This window comes from Alistipes sp. HGB5, from assembly GCF_000183485.2.
GTDB classification, from domain to species: domain Bacteria; phylum Bacteroidota; class Bacteroidia; order Bacteroidales; family Rikenellaceae; genus Alistipes; species Alistipes finegoldii.
The window spans coordinates 46,345-60,417 of sequence record NZ_AENZ01000002.1; the positions used below are offsets into that span (position 1 = coordinate 46,345).

Sequence of the window (14,073 nt, forward strand, 5' to 3'; positions counted from 1 at the left end):
CAAAAGGAGCTGTCTAACAAGTCCGATTTTTAGAATTTCACCCCCGTCAGATAAAACTCTGGCAGGGGTGATTTCCAATTTCGGGGACTTGTCAGACAGCCCCTCTGCTTAAATCCGGTGCGAACGGCCTACATGCACGCTTCGAGTATCCGGCGCGCCGCGGCGCCGTCTACATTCTGCGCTTCGCCGTACTTGACGCCGGAGGCATTGAAGCGGCGTTCGATCTCCGCGATCGTCGTTTCGCCGATCCCCTCCTCCGAAAGCCGGGTCGAAAGCCCCAGCGAACGGAAGAATTTTTCGGTGGCTTCGAGCGTACGGTCGATGCGCTCCTCTTCCGAACCGTCGGCAATGCCCCAGATCCGTTCGCCGTATTGGAGCAGTTTTCCGCGCTTCTGCTCCCGGAGCACGCGCAGGGTGCCATTGATGACAATCGCCAGCGTCGCACCGTGTGTCAGTCCGTGCAGGGCCGTCAGCTCGTGACCGATCATATGCGTCGCCCAGTCCTGCGTCACGCCCATGCGGATCATGTCGTTCAGCGCCAGCGTCGCCCCCAGCATATACTCCGACATCACGGCATAATCATGCTGGTTCTCCCGGATTTTCGGAGCGATTTCGATCACCGTATGCAGGATGCCCTCGGCCCAGCGGTCCATCAGACGCGACTGGCCGGGCGTGGTCATATACTGTTCCAGCACATGTACGAAGGTATCGGAGAGCCCGCAGGCGATCTGCCGCTGCGGCAGCGAGTAGAGGGTTTCGGGATCGAGAATCGAGAAGACCGGATAATCGCCGTAAAAGGCGTACTTCTCCTTGGTTTCCTGACGCGAAATGACCGAACCCGAATTCATCTCCGAACCCGTGGCCGACATCGTGAGGACGGTGCCCAGCGGAACGGTTTTATCCGCCTGTCCCTTGAGCACGATATCCCACGGATCGCCGTCGTAGAGCAGGCCCGCAGCGATGAGTTTCGTACCGTCGATGACCGATCCGCCGCCCACGGCCAGCAGGAAGTCGGAACCGTTCTCACGGCCCAAAGCCACGGCCTCGCGGACCGTCTCGACGGAGGGATTGGGTTCGATGCCCCAGAACTCGACCCAGTCGCGCCCTTCGAGCGCCTTCAAGACCTGATCGTAAACCCCGTTGCGGCGCACGCTGCCGCCGCCGAAGGTAATCATGATCTTCTTGTCGGCAGGGATCAGTTTGCCGAGTCTGGCGATCTGTCCTTTGCCGAAAACCAGTTTCGTAGGATTGTGATAAATGAAATTATTCATAACGGTATGCGATAAGTTTCAATACGACTCCTAAATATACGCAAAAATAACAAAAAGAACGCCGGAATACTCCGGCGTTCTTTTATGTCTCGAAAATCGGGTTTAGAAATATTTTCCGCGCAGGTCCTGAATCTTGGCCATCTGCTGGATAGCCTGCACCGAGAACTGCTGGGCCATGCTCTCGGCCATAGCCTGCGCACGCACCTTCTCGCCTTCGGCAGTCTGCTTGTCCGAGGTCTGGATGTCATCCACCTCGAAGACATATACGCCGCTCAGACCTTTGACCGGAGCCGAGAGAACGCCTTTCTCGGTCGTAGACGAGATAGCGCCGATCAGACGGGGCTCGAAACCGGGACCGTTCACATAGAAAGCCCCGAAGGTCACGTTGTCGAAGTCTGCGACTTCGGTTCCGAGACTCTTGGCCTGCTCGTCGAGCGTAGAGCCGGAGAGCTCCTTCACGATATAGTCGTACTTCTTGTCGCGGAGTACCTGAGCACGGATCTGTGCCGAAACCTTTTCGAGGGGAGCGAATTCGTTGTCGTCGATCTCGGTCAGCATGGCGATCACATAATCCTTGCCTACCGGGAAGATTTCGGAAACATCGCCCACCTCGGCGCCGTAAGCCCAGCGGGCGACGTCGCGCGAATCCTCAAGACCGCGGATCGTACGCTCGCCCTGCGCCAGCGACGCGATGCGCGGCGTAACGGCGGCAGCCGAAGCGGCGTCGTTGAACGCTTCGACCGAACCTTTGGCGTTCACAGAGAAGGTGCCGGCCTGATTGTGGATGTCGCGGCGGGTAGCGGCCGAAGCCTCGACCGGATAGGTGATCGAAGCGACCTGAACGTGCTTCGACGGTTTGTCGGCACGGTAAACCTGCATCAGCTGAATGGCGTCGCCGGAAGCGATCTTCACGATATCGCCGGTTTTCGCATTGGCAAGCGCTGCAGCGAATTCGCCCGAAAAGGCCGAGAACGGCATGACGCCCACCTCGCCGCCGTTGGCGGCGGTAGCGTCATAAACCGAATACTGCGCAGCGACCTGAGCGAAATCGGCACCGCCCTTGAGCACGGTCAGCAGACTGTCGGCCAGCGCCTCCTGCGTATAGGGAAGTACGATGTGGCGGATGCCCATCGAGTCGGGAACGATCTTGGTATCCAGCGCGCGGGCCATCGTCCACTCGTTGTTCTTCAGTACGGGACCGTAGGTGGCGCCGTCGAGCAGGGCCTTGGCCTCCTCTTCCGAAAGCTGCTTCGCCGAGACGTAGTTGTCGGCGATTTTGCCATTGCGGTTGGCGCGGACAAACGACTTCAGCTCTTCGGTGGCGGCGAACTGCGCGCCGACCTCGGCGACGCTCTTTTCGAGCGCCAGCATGTCGTCGTCGGTCGGAGAAACCTCGAACACGACATACGAAAGCGCACGCGACGGCGTCTGCTTGAACATGTTCTTGTGGCTGTTGTAATACGCCTTGATGTCGCTCGACTTGAGCTGAATCAGCGAATCGGGAACGGCCGAGTATTTCTTACCGGCCCACTTGCCGGCATAGGTGTTGTTGGCGGAGTTCACACCGTTGGCCACTTCGAGCGAATTGACATACACACCGCCCTTGATCAGGCCGAGGAACTTGGCGACCTCGCGCTCCATGCGGGCCTGCTCGTTGAGCTGCGCCCAAGCCTGCTGCGCCTGCGCGTTGGCTTCGGCCTCGGAGAGGAACTGGTGAACGGCGGCGACGTTGTACTCACCCGTGCGGGGATCCGCGAAGGCATTGTAGAAAGCCTGCGAAGGATGCTGGCCGCTGACCATCGACATACGTTCAGGCTCGGTAACGCGAAGGCCCATCTTGTCGAATCCGGGAGTCAGCACGTATTTGCCGATCAGGGCCTGCCATGCAGCGTTGGCAAGCATCGCCGACTGCTGTTCGTTGCTCTCCTGAGCACCGCTCTGCGCCTTGACCTGCTCATACTGGTTGTAATACTCCGAATAGTTGATCTTTTCACCGTCGATAACACCGACCCGGGGGTCGTTGCCTGAGAAGCCCATTTCGGTCTTCAGGGAGAGAATGAAAGCCAAGAGGGCGCCTGCGATGACAATCGACAGCACGATGCCGAACTTGGTGCGTAAAGTGTTTAAACTTGCCATATAAATTGTAAATTATTCGTATTGTTTCGAATTAGCAGTCAAAGGTAGTAAATTTATTCGGAAAAGGCCCTTATTATGCCATAAAAATTCTCACAACTTCCGGACCCGCGCCAAGTCGATCCGCGAACGCGTCGTACGCAGGATTCGCACCTGCAGACCGCCGACGAAAACGGTCTCGCCGGCCGTGGGAATCCCCTCGTAATTGAAGATGATGAAACCCGCCAGCGTATCGTATTCGCGGCTCTCCTCGATACCCAGACCGTATTTCTCATTGAGGTATTTCACTTCGAGACGGCACGAGAGGACATACTCGTCGGGACCGACCTGCTTTTCGGTCAGGTCGGGCACGTCGTGCTCGTCCTCGATCTCGCCGAAAATCTGTTCCAGCACGTCTTCGAGCGAAATGACGCCCGCCGTGCCGCCGAACTCGTCGATCACCACGGCGATGTTGGTGCGGTGCTTGATAAAGTTCTGCAGCACCAGTTGCAGCGGCATGGTCTCAGGGACGAAATTAACCTGCATCATCACGTCGGAAATACCGGCCGGACGGGTGAACAGACTCTTCGAGTTGATATAGCCGATGATGTTGTCGATGCTCTTGCGCCAGACGAAGATACGCGAATACTTGGAATCGACGAAACGCGCCGTGAGCTGTTCGATGGTCGTATCGTCAATGTCCACGGCCTCGACGTCCACGCGCGGCACCATGCAGTCGCGCACCCGCAGGTCGGCGAAATCCAACGCGTTCTGGAACAGCTTCAGCTCGTTGTCGGGTTCGGGACGCGGCTCGGAACTGTTGGTGTCGAGCAGCGACGCGAGGTCCTCGCGGTCGAAACTGTGCGTCGTCGTCCGCTCTTCGACGCGGCGGCCCGTCAGACGCAGGATACCGTGCGAAATGAGCGTCGTCAGCCGCGCGATCGGATAGAGCAGCAAATAGAAGAAATAGATTACCGGCGCCAGCGCGCGGTAATAGAAGTTCGGATTGTTGCGGAAGACCGACTTGGGCAGGAATTCCGCGAAAAAGATGATGATGACGGTCGAAACGGCGGTTTCGATCGCCACGGAACCGTTCCGGGCGATGCTCTCCCACCCCAGCGCGTAGAAAATACCGCGCAGCAGCAGCGACATGTAGAGCGAGTAGATGACCAGCGCGATATTGTTGCCCACCAGAATCGTGGTGATATACTGTCCGGGGTGGCGGGAGAATATATCCGCTATGCGGTCGAACATGCGGCTCTGCTTGCGGTCGATCTCCAGTTTCAGGCGGTTCTTGCTCGTAAAAGCGATCTCCATACCCGAAAAGAATGCCGACAGCAACAGCATCAGGACAATCAGTATGACCGAAGTAAGCATCTCTTATTGGGTTGATTGTATCTCGTCATCGTCCAGTTTCAGATCCACCGGCTTCATCTGCTGCTGTTCCGTTCTGGGCCGGGCTTCGGCAGGCTCCCCTGCGGACGCCGGTCTGCCGGGCGCATCCCTGCGAACGGGCCGCCGGACCGGAACCGGAGCGACGGCGGGCTTGACAGCGGGTTCGGGCATAGGCTCGCCGGCGGATGCAACGGCGGTTTTGCCGGACTGCTGCGCAGGGACAGGTCCCGACGCCCCTGTCCGGCCTCCGGCAGTCGAATCGGGAACGACCTCGACCTCCTGTTCGGTGGGTTTGACCTCGACCTCCATGCGGCCTTTCATACGGCGGAAACGCCAGTCCTTGAACTCCTCGTCGGATTCGAAACCTTCGCCGATAAAGACGTCGCGTCCGTCGTTCTGCACGATTTTCGAATCGACGTTCGAATAGATCTTCTTGGTCTGCTGATTCCAGAACAACTGCTGCGTGTAGAGGTTCTTGCCATCCGATTTGACGACCACGACATTGCCTTTGGCCTCCCACAATTTGCGGTTCTCGTAGTAGATGGCGTAATTGGCCGTCAGCACGGCATCGACCGTGGAGAGCGAATCGTCCTTGTAAGTGGTGATCTTGACTCCCTTGCGGAACTCGCGGTAAGGTTCGCGGGCCAGCGAATAGCCCTCGACCAGCGGAGTTACGAAATGGTAGGAACGGCGGCCGTTCTGCGATTCGACGATCGACAGATTTTCACTGTATTCGGTTCTCATCGTCTCTTCGGAAGCCGCAGCATCCTCCGCCTCGTCGCGTTCGCAAGAGAATAGCAAGATAGCACTCCCCATAACGGAGAGTGCTACCATGGCGTATCTTGCGATGAGCCTGTTCATTTATTAACGGGGACGTACGGAAGTCACGACACCGGCGGCCGTACCACAGGTCACGGTATAGCGGGAACCAGCCTGCAGCTCGTTGAAGAAGCACTCCTCCGAGGTCGGGAAACGGCTGCGGAACGCATTCAACGACGTTTTAGCAGACTCGATGTATTCCGAATCGGCAGGCAGCAGTTCGATGGCTTTCGACATCGTGTCGTAAGCGGCCCAGAAGGTAGCCTGACCGGCAAAACCGCCGCAGTTGGCAGCCGAAATGGCATAGCACTGAGCCAGCACGTAATAGGGCACGCCGTCCTCAGGATTCAGGTCGCGGGCCTGACGCGCAGCGGAAGCGGCTCCGGGGATATCGTTTGCGACCAAGTCGATCAGCGCGATGCGCACCAGCAGCAGCTGACGCTCCGCAGGATCCTGCTCGACGGCAAGCGCCTCGTTGAGGTATTTGATCGCCTTGGCGTAGTCGCCCTTGCTCTGGAAAGCCTGCGCAAGGAACATGGCGGTCTCCGAAGAGGGTTTCACGGCATAGTATTTCTCTGCGAGCGTGAAATAGAAGTCGCCGTCGCACTTGGCGCGCGACATCAGCGCCACGGCCTGCGCCAGCAGCGCCTCGTCGTCGGGAGCCGCTTCGAGCTTGCCGCGGAAGAGCTTTTCGAGATTCTCGCAGCTTGCCGCACCGCTCAGACCGAACGCGGCGTCGAACTGTGCCTTGTACTCGTTGGCATTGGGATTCTTCTCGAAGAACGGCGTCAGGCGGTCGTACTCGGCGATGATCTCGTCGGGCAGCACCTCGTCGGTGTTCTTGTAGTCGTCGCAGAGGTTGCTGAAATAAGCCACGACGGTTTCGGGATCGGTATTGTCGCCGCCGGCCTCGATTGCGGCACGGAACGCTTCACGGATACCCTTGCGGTCGTTGGGCTTGTAGCGCAGGAACTCGCGCGCCTTCTGATCGAGAATGAAAGCGGTACCCTGCTTGGGATGATCTCCGAAATACTTGGCGCGCAGGTCGTACATGAGCATCAGCGAGTCGATATACGTATTCTTCTCGGCGACGCTCTTGGCACGGTTGATCTTGTTCTTGTAGATCACGGCGCCGCGCTGGTAGAACGAGACCGAAGCGGTCGGAACGCTGTTGATGAGTTCATTCAGATAATGAGCAGCGGCATTGTAGTCGCGGTTGTCGCACGACTCCTTGAGGAAGTTGCTGTTCAGAATGTTCTTTTCGCGTTGTTCGGGCGTGTCTCCCCACTTCTCGTACTGCGGAGCGCTGAAGTCCTGAGCCAGAGCCGTCGCCCCTACGAATACAAGAGCAGCGGAAAGCAGAATTTTAACGTTTTTCATCGGTCAGAGATTAATTTTTGTATTTAATTTTATATGTTTTAGTGTCCGTCGGATGTACCGAAATCCAATGCAATTTACTGCCGGTTCTCCAAAAGTGCAAATTTTCGGGTCAAAAACTAATCGTATTTAGGCCGCAGGAACCAGTACTCGCCGTTCTCGCTGCCGGCAAAGAGCGTGAAGCCGATCGAGAATTTGAAATACTGCTGCCGCACCAGTCCGAGGCGTTCGGCCAAGTTGTAACCGCGGCGGCCGTATTCGACGCCGACGTCTATGGACGAGATGGCGAGGAACTTCACGGGCACGCCGATACCCAGCGTCACGGCATACTGTCCCAGTTTGTCGCCGTTGTAGGTCTGGTTGTGGGTTCCGTAACGGAATCCGGCCCTGTAGGACCAGCGTTTCAGGAAATTACGCACATCGTAGCGGTTGGGGGTGTACTCCACGCCGGCCTTGATCGTATGCGTATCGGCATATGCCACCGCAAAGGCGCTCCGGTCCGGTCCGCTGACGCCGGTGGATTCGGTCTGCCTGTTGCGGCCGCCCCAGTCCTGATAGACGTAATCCACCCCCATCGTCCACTTGGAGGTCTGGTAGAAGACACCTGCCGAAAGCTGACGGGGCAATACGAGTGCCAAATGCGTCGTATCGCCCTTTACGGTGGAGTTGTAGAGGTCACCCACATAGATATTTTTCGTCACCGTGGGATTGAGGTCGCCGCCGAAATCATAGGCGGCGCCCAGCGTCAGGGCGCGTTTCTGATTCAAGATGGCATTCCACTGCACGCCGATCTGCCCCTTGATGCTCGAAATGCTGTAGTTGTCGGTACCTACCGTCGAAGAGTAGGAGCCGTCGCCCGTGATCGGGGTCGGGGTCATCACGAACGAGCGGTCGATATCGCCCCAGTAATACTGCGCGGCGATACCCAGCGAGAAGTTCTTGAAAAGCTCCCAGCCGACGCCGAGTTTGACCTCCGTCACGTCGCCCTCGCCCTGATAGATGTACTGCGCGCGGCCGACGTTGCCCCATACGGGATCGGACGGATCGTAGTCATGGGTGTATTTTGTGCGGTAGCCTACCGAACTGTAAGGCGTGAGGCTGAAGCCCAGACCGAGCTTCTTGGCCAGCGGCAGCTGAAATGCGATGTCGTGGAAGTTGAAGGTGTTGTAGGCCGTGCTTTTCGACATGCCGTCGACCTTCTGGGAGTTGTAGTAATTCTGGCCCTCCAGCCCGAAGTTGAAGAGGAAACTCTTCTGCGGCGCGGCGCTGAAAGCCGCCGGATTGAGCAGATTGACCACGCCCGAACTGCGCATGGCCACACCTACACCGCCCATCGAACGCATCGGCAGGGTACCGGGCGTGTTCTGTTCGCCGATGCCGTACATCGTGTAGGGAGAGAATGCGTTAATACTGCTTGTCTGAGCCGCAGCGGCGCAGGGAATCATCACGGCTGCAATGACAACCAGTTTAATTAAGGTGTTCTTCACTTGCATTGTACTCTAAAATTCTATTCAATCCGCAAAAAACCAGATTACAATTTGCAAATATCGTATTTTTAATTCGTTTAACAAAGAAATTCGCGTCTCCTCCGGTAAAAATTACGCATAAATCGTCTATTTGGCTGCGCATGCGGGCCGCATAGCCTTCGATTTCGAACGCGATTCCGTTCATCACGCCCAGCTCGATGGCCTGCCGGGTGGTAAGCCCCGCAAGCTCTTCGCTTTCGGTCGCGGCGCAGAGCGGCAGTTTGGCCGTATAGTCGTGCAGCGCCCTGAAACGGGTCTTCATGCCCGGCGATATGCACCCGCCGCGGAACGTTGCGTCGGCCGTTACCAGATCGATGGTCACCGCCGTACCGAAATCGACGATCAGCACGTTGCGGCCCGGATAAAGCACCGTGGCGCCGACCGCCGCGGCCAGCCGGTCGCGGCCCAGCGTTTCGGGCGTCAGGTAGGCGTTGCCGATGGGTACGGGCGTCTGCGAAGAGAACTCCAGCAGATACTCCACGCGCGGCCGGAGCAGATCGGCCACTTCGCCCACTTCGCCGCGCGTCGAAGCCACGACGGCCCGGCGCACGGGCCATACCGCGAACAGCTCTTCGAGCATCGACGGATGCAGCCGCTCCACGCAGCGCTGAAAAACGATCTCCCCCCGGTCGAAAACAGCGAGTTTCACGAGGGTGTTTCCGATATCTACTACTAAATTCAAAGCTGCTGCAACGTTTTATATGCGTCTTCAATGTCTTTGACATTCCTAACGGTCATCGCCAGACGATTATTGTGCTGTTTCAACACAAATCTGCCGGGATTCTGCGTGACCTTGCGGAGCAGGTCCATGAAAGTGTCGCTCTTGTAGTAGGGCGAGTCCTGCTCGCCGACGAAATGCACGATCATCAGCCCGTTCTTGACCTTCACGCGCTCCATGCCCAGCCGGATCGCCTCCCAGCGCAGGCGCACCACGTTGAGCAGCTCTTCGGTTTCACGCGGCAGAGGGCCGAAACGGTCCACCAGACGCTCTCCGAAGGCCAGCAGCGCCTCCTCGTTCTTGGTCGAATCCAGCTCCCGGTAGAGCTTCAGGCGCTCGGCCTGCTGCGCCACATAGGAGTCGGGAAGACCGGCTTCGACCTCGATTTCGATATGCGCGTCGTCGATATAGCGCAGCTGCTCGACCACCTCCTGTTCCGAATCGTTCAGGCCCGCGACGTGCAGTCCCTCGGCGCGCAGTTCTGCGATCGCTTCGTTCATGATCTTCTGATAGGTCTCGAAACCGATATCGGCGATGAATCCGCTCTGCTCGGCTCCCAGCAGATTGCCCGCGCCGCGGATGTCGAGGTCCTGCATGGCGATATTGAAGCCCGATCCCAGATCGGAGAACTCCTCGATGGCCCGCAGGCGGCGGCGCGCATCGGACGACAGCAGTTCGTCGGGCGGCGAAAGCAGGTAGCAGTAGGCTTTCTGATTGCTGCGGCCCACACGTCCGCGCAGCTGGTGCAGGTCGCTCAGGCCGAAGTTCTGGGCGTTGTTCACGATGATCGTATTGGCGTTGGGAATGTCGATGCCGTTCTCGACGATGGTCGTGGCGACCAGCACGTCGAATTCCCCGTAGATAAAGTCCATGATCAGCCGCTCCAGCTTCTCGGCAGGCATCTTGCCGTGTCCCACGCCCACGCGGGCCTTGGGGCAGATGCGGGTGATAAGCCCCTGCATGGTCATCAGGTCCTCGACGCGGTTGTGGACGAAGTAGACCTGTCCGCCGCGCGCGAGTTCCGTTTCAACGGCGTCGCGGATGATCTCCTCCGAGAAGACGTGCGATTCGGTGACAATCGGCTGCCGGTTGGGCGGCGGCGTCGAGATGACCGAAAGGTCGCGCGAACCCATGAGCGAGAATTGCAGCGTTCGCGGAATCGGCGTCGCCGTGAGAGTCAGCGTATCGACATTGACCGCCAGCTGCGTCAGCTTCTCCTTGGCCGCTACTCCGAATTTCTGCTCCTCGTCGATAATCAGCAGCCCCAGATCGCGGAATACGATCTGTTTGCCCAGAATCTTGTGCGTGCCGATCAGGATGTCGATACGGCCCGCTTCGAGGTCGGCGCGGATCTGCGACACCTCTTTGGCCGTTTTCGTGCGGTTGAGATACTCGACCCGCACGGGGAAGTTGCGCAGACGCTCCGAAAACGAACGGTAGTGCTGCAGGGCGAGAATCGTCGTCGGCACCAGCACGGCGACCTGCTTGCCGTCCACGGCCGCCTTGAACGCTGCGCGGATCGCCACCTCGGTCTTGCCGAAGCCCACGTCGCCGCAGACCAGCCGGTCCATAGGCTGGTCGGACTCCATGTCCTTCTTGACGGCCGCCACGGTCGTCTGCTGGTCGGGCGTGTCCTCCCACTGGAACGACGCCTCCAGCTCGTGCTGCAGATAGCTGTCGGGCGTAAATGCGAATCCCTTGCTGGCCTTGCGTTTGGCATAGAGGGCGATCAGCTCGCGCGAAATATCCTTGACGGCCTTCTTGGTGGCGTTCTTGAGCTTCTGCCATGCGCCGTTGCCCAGCTTGTAGACCTTCGGCGGCTCGCCGTCGCCCGACTTGTAGCGCGAAATGCGATGGAGCGAATGGACGTTCACGAACAGCACGTCTCCATCCTTGTAGACCAGTTTGATCGCCTCGTGCGCCTTGCCGTTTTCGTTGATCTTCACAAGCCCGTCGAAGCGGCCCACGCCGTGGTCGATATGCACCACATAGTCGCCCGGCCGCAACTGGTTCAGCTCGGCGACGGTCATCTGTTCGTCGCGCCTGATCTCGCCGTTGATGCGGTAACGCTGGTAGCGGTCGAAAATCTGATGGTCGGTATAGAGGCACAACTTCAGGTCGTTGTCCACGAAACCCTCGTGCAGCGTCACCGAAAGGGGCCGCACGACGGCCTGCCCGCGTCCGATCTGGTGAAAGATGTTTTCGAGACGCTCGACCTGCACCTTGTTTTCCGAGAGGATATAGGTCGTGTAGCCGCGCAGCGAATTGCGGATCATGTCGTCGGCCAGCATCTCGAAATTCTTGTTGAACTTGGGCTGGGGAGCCGTATCGAACTCTACGGCCGCCGTGGCGGGACGCTCCGGCAGGTTGTCGCGCAGGGCGAGCATCCGACAGTTCGCCAAATCGCCGAGCAGTGCGTTGCGGCTGGTCATCAGGCGGTCGATCTCCTCAGGACGTTCCATGTCGGCAAGCGTCTTGCGGCGGATATCGTTCACCCGACGCAGCACGTAATCGGCGTCGTAGAACCAATAGGCCGCAGCATCGCCCGCAAACTGCACGAACGACACCTTCGCCGCCCCATCGCCGGCATTGAGGTTGGGAATGATCTCCACCCGGTCGAGTTTGTCGGCCGAGAGCTGGCTCGAAATGTTGAAACGGCGGATCGAGTCCACCTCGTCGCCGAAAAAGTCGATACGGTAGGGTTTGCTTTCCGAGAAGGAGAAGACGTCCACGATACCGCCGCGCACCGAATACTGGCCCGGCTCATAGACGAAATCGACGCGGGTGAAGTTCGCATCGACGAGCGCGTCCTCCAGCACGGCGATCGAGATACTGTCGCCGACTTTCACGGCGATCGTGTCCCGCCGGAGGGTTTCGGCGTCGGCGACCCGCTCGGCCAGCGCTTCGGGATAGGTGCAGACGATCAGATACCCTTTCGTGAAGCCCTTCACGGCGTTCATCGCCGCCGTGCGCTGCACCACGCCCTGCGCATCTTCGGCGCCGTAGGCCACCGAACGCTTGTAGGAGGAGGGGAAGAAATAGACCTGCTTCTCGTCCAGCAGATTATAGAAGTCGTTCATCAGGTAGGCCGCAGCGTCGCGGTCCTCGGCGACGAAGACGTGTACGCCCCCGGTTTTCGCCGCAGCGGCAGCGGCATAGAACGAAAGAGCGCCGCCGACCAGCTCTTTCAGATGGACGGTTGCGCGCTCTTTCTTATATTCGCGGCACAGGCGGGGCAGGGCTTTCGACCCGGCGGCGAACTGCGCCAGCTGCTCGCGGGCAGTCATACGGTTACTTGTTTATCAGGTCGTTGTCCTTGCGGTCGTGGTAATGGACCTCGACGATACCGAGACTCTGGTCGGCGACGACATGCAGCCGCACCTTGTATTTCCACTGCCAGCGGCGGCGCAGCGACCAAAGGCCCTGCTTGAGGAAGGAGGCCACATAGGGGCTTACGACCAGCTTGATATATTTGTGACCGCGGTCATGCGTAAGGAACGAAATCTGGTTCTCGATCTTCTTGTCCAGCAGCACCGTCGGTTCGATCTTGCCCGATCCGTTGCAGGTCGGGCAGACGTCCGAAACCTCCTCCACGGCCACGGGACGCACCCGCTGGCGGGTGATCTGCATCAAGCCGAACTTGGTGAGCGGCAGGACCGTGTGCTTGGCCTTGTCGGTAGCCATCAGCTTCACCATTTCGTCGTAGAGCGCCTGCCGGTTCTGCGCCTTGCGCAGGTCGATGAAGTCAATGATGACGATGCCGCCCAAGTCGCGCAGACGCAGCTGGCGGGCGATTTCGGCCGCAGCGGCCAGATTGACGTCCATCGCCGTCTGCTCCTGATTGTCCTCTGCCTTGGTGCGGTTGCCCGAATTGACGTCGATGACGTTCATGGCCTCCGTATGCTCGATAATGAGGTAGGCGCCGCGGCGCAGCGAGACATATTTGGCGAAGAGCGACTTGATCTGCTTCGAGATGTCGAAGTTGTCGAAAATGGGCACGTTGCCGCGGTAGAGTTTGACGATCTTCTCCTTTTCGGGTTCGATCTGCCTGATATAACCGCGGATGTCGTTGTACATCGCCTCGTCGTCCACGGCGATCTGCGAGAACGAACCGTTCAGCGAGTCGCGGATGATCGTATTGGCGCGGTTCATCTCGCTCATCAGCTGGGCGGGAGCCGTGTTTTTCTTGATCGCCGCGCAGGTCTTGCGCCAGCGGTCGATCTGGGTCTGAATGTCGTGTTCGATATCCTCGTCCTTGGCCTCCATGGCCGCAGTGCGGATGATGACGCCGAAATTCTTGGGCAGCACGGCGGCGGCGATCCGCTTCAGGCGTTTCTTCTCGTCCACCGAACGGATCTTCTGCGACAGGAAGACCTTCGACGAGAAGGGCACCAGCACGACGTTGCGTCCGGCCAGCGAAATATCGGCCGTCAGACGGGGCCCCTTGGTCGAGATGGCCTCCTTGGCGATCTGCACCATGATGTTTTGGCCGACCTGCAGGTAGTCGCCGATCTTGCCCGACTTCTCCACGGGCGGTTCGAGCTTCATGCTCTCGACGCGCAGGCCCCGTTTGCCGGGCTGCTGCGAAGCGACGAGCTTCTGCAACGAAAGAAACTGACCGCCCAGATCGAGATAATGGATAAAGGCGTCCTTTTCGTGTCCTATATTGACGAATGCCGCATTGAGACCCGGCATGATCTTACGTACTTTTCCGAGGTAGATATCCCCGACGGCGAACCCGGTCTGACACTGCTCCTTGTTGAGTTCGACAAGGACCTTGTCCTCGCACAACGCGATGGAAATTTCGGTCGGGTTGACGTTTACAATTAATTCTCTGTTCATCTATATCGTGTGT

General features: G+C 58.6%; 9 protein-coding genes. All 9 read right to left on the reverse strand.

Features of this window, described 5'->3' with window-relative positions; genetic code table 11:
• Nucleotides 1-128 precede the first annotated feature (128 nt).
• Entirely contained in the window at nucleotides 129-1,271 is a 1,143-nt protein-coding gene (locus HMPREF9720_RS00195; RefSeq protein WP_009596062.1) for an iron-containing alcohol dehydrogenase, read from the reverse strand.
• Nucleotides 1,272-1,373: 102 nt separating this feature from the next.
• Complete coding sequence (locus tag HMPREF9720_RS00200) at nucleotides 1,374-3,407, reverse strand: peptidylprolyl isomerase (RefSeq protein WP_009596114.1); 2,034 nt, start codon at nucleotides 3,405-3,407, stop codon at nucleotides 1,374-1,376.
• Between the two features lie 90 nt (nucleotides 3,408-3,497).
• The gene (locus HMPREF9720_RS00205) at nucleotides 3,498-4,760 is read right to left on the reverse strand and encodes a hemolysin family protein (protein WP_009596097.1); all 1,263 of its coding nucleotides are present in this window, start codon (nucleotides 4,758-4,760) and stop codon (nucleotides 3,498-3,500) included.
• 3 nt (nucleotides 4,761-4,763) lie between these two features.
• Nucleotides 4,764-5,639 (reverse strand): LPS export ABC transporter periplasmic protein LptC, encoded by an 876-nt coding sequence (lptC, locus tag HMPREF9720_RS00210; protein ID WP_009596094.1) that lies wholly within the window; start codon nucleotides 5,637-5,639, stop codon nucleotides 4,764-4,766.
• Between the two features lie 3 nt (nucleotides 5,640-5,642).
• Nucleotides 5,643-6,977 carry a tetratricopeptide repeat protein gene (locus HMPREF9720_RS00215; protein WP_009596104.1) on the reverse strand — a complete coding sequence of 445 codons (1,335 nt, stop codon included), beginning with the start codon at nucleotides 6,975-6,977 and terminating at the stop codon, nucleotides 5,643-5,645.
• Between the two features lie 116 nt (nucleotides 6,978-7,093).
• A complete protein-coding gene (locus HMPREF9720_RS00220) occupies nucleotides 7,094-8,467 on the reverse strand; it encodes an OmpP1/FadL family transporter (protein ID WP_254654343.1) in 1,374 nt (457 codons plus the stop codon).
• Complete coding sequence (locus HMPREF9720_RS00225) at nucleotides 8,442-9,182, reverse strand: type III pantothenate kinase (RefSeq protein ID WP_009596112.1); 741 nt, start codon at nucleotides 9,180-9,182, stop codon at nucleotides 8,442-8,444. The genes HMPREF9720_RS00220 and HMPREF9720_RS00225 overlap by 26 nt, the downstream gene beginning before the upstream one ends.
• Nucleotides 9,179-12,505, reverse strand: a complete 3,327-nt coding sequence (gene mfd / locus HMPREF9720_RS00230) for a transcription-repair coupling factor (protein ID WP_009596117.1) — start codon at nucleotides 12,503-12,505, stop codon at nucleotides 9,179-9,181. Before mfd ends, HMPREF9720_RS00225 begins: the two co-directional genes overlap by 4 nt.
• A gap of 4 nt (nucleotides 12,506-12,509) precedes the next feature.
• Nucleotides 12,510-14,060, reverse strand: coding sequence for an Rne/Rng family ribonuclease (locus tag HMPREF9720_RS00235; RefSeq protein WP_009596110.1), 1,551 nt, complete (start codon nucleotides 14,058-14,060; stop codon nucleotides 12,510-12,512).
• Nucleotides 14,061-14,073: the final 13 nt, after the last annotated feature.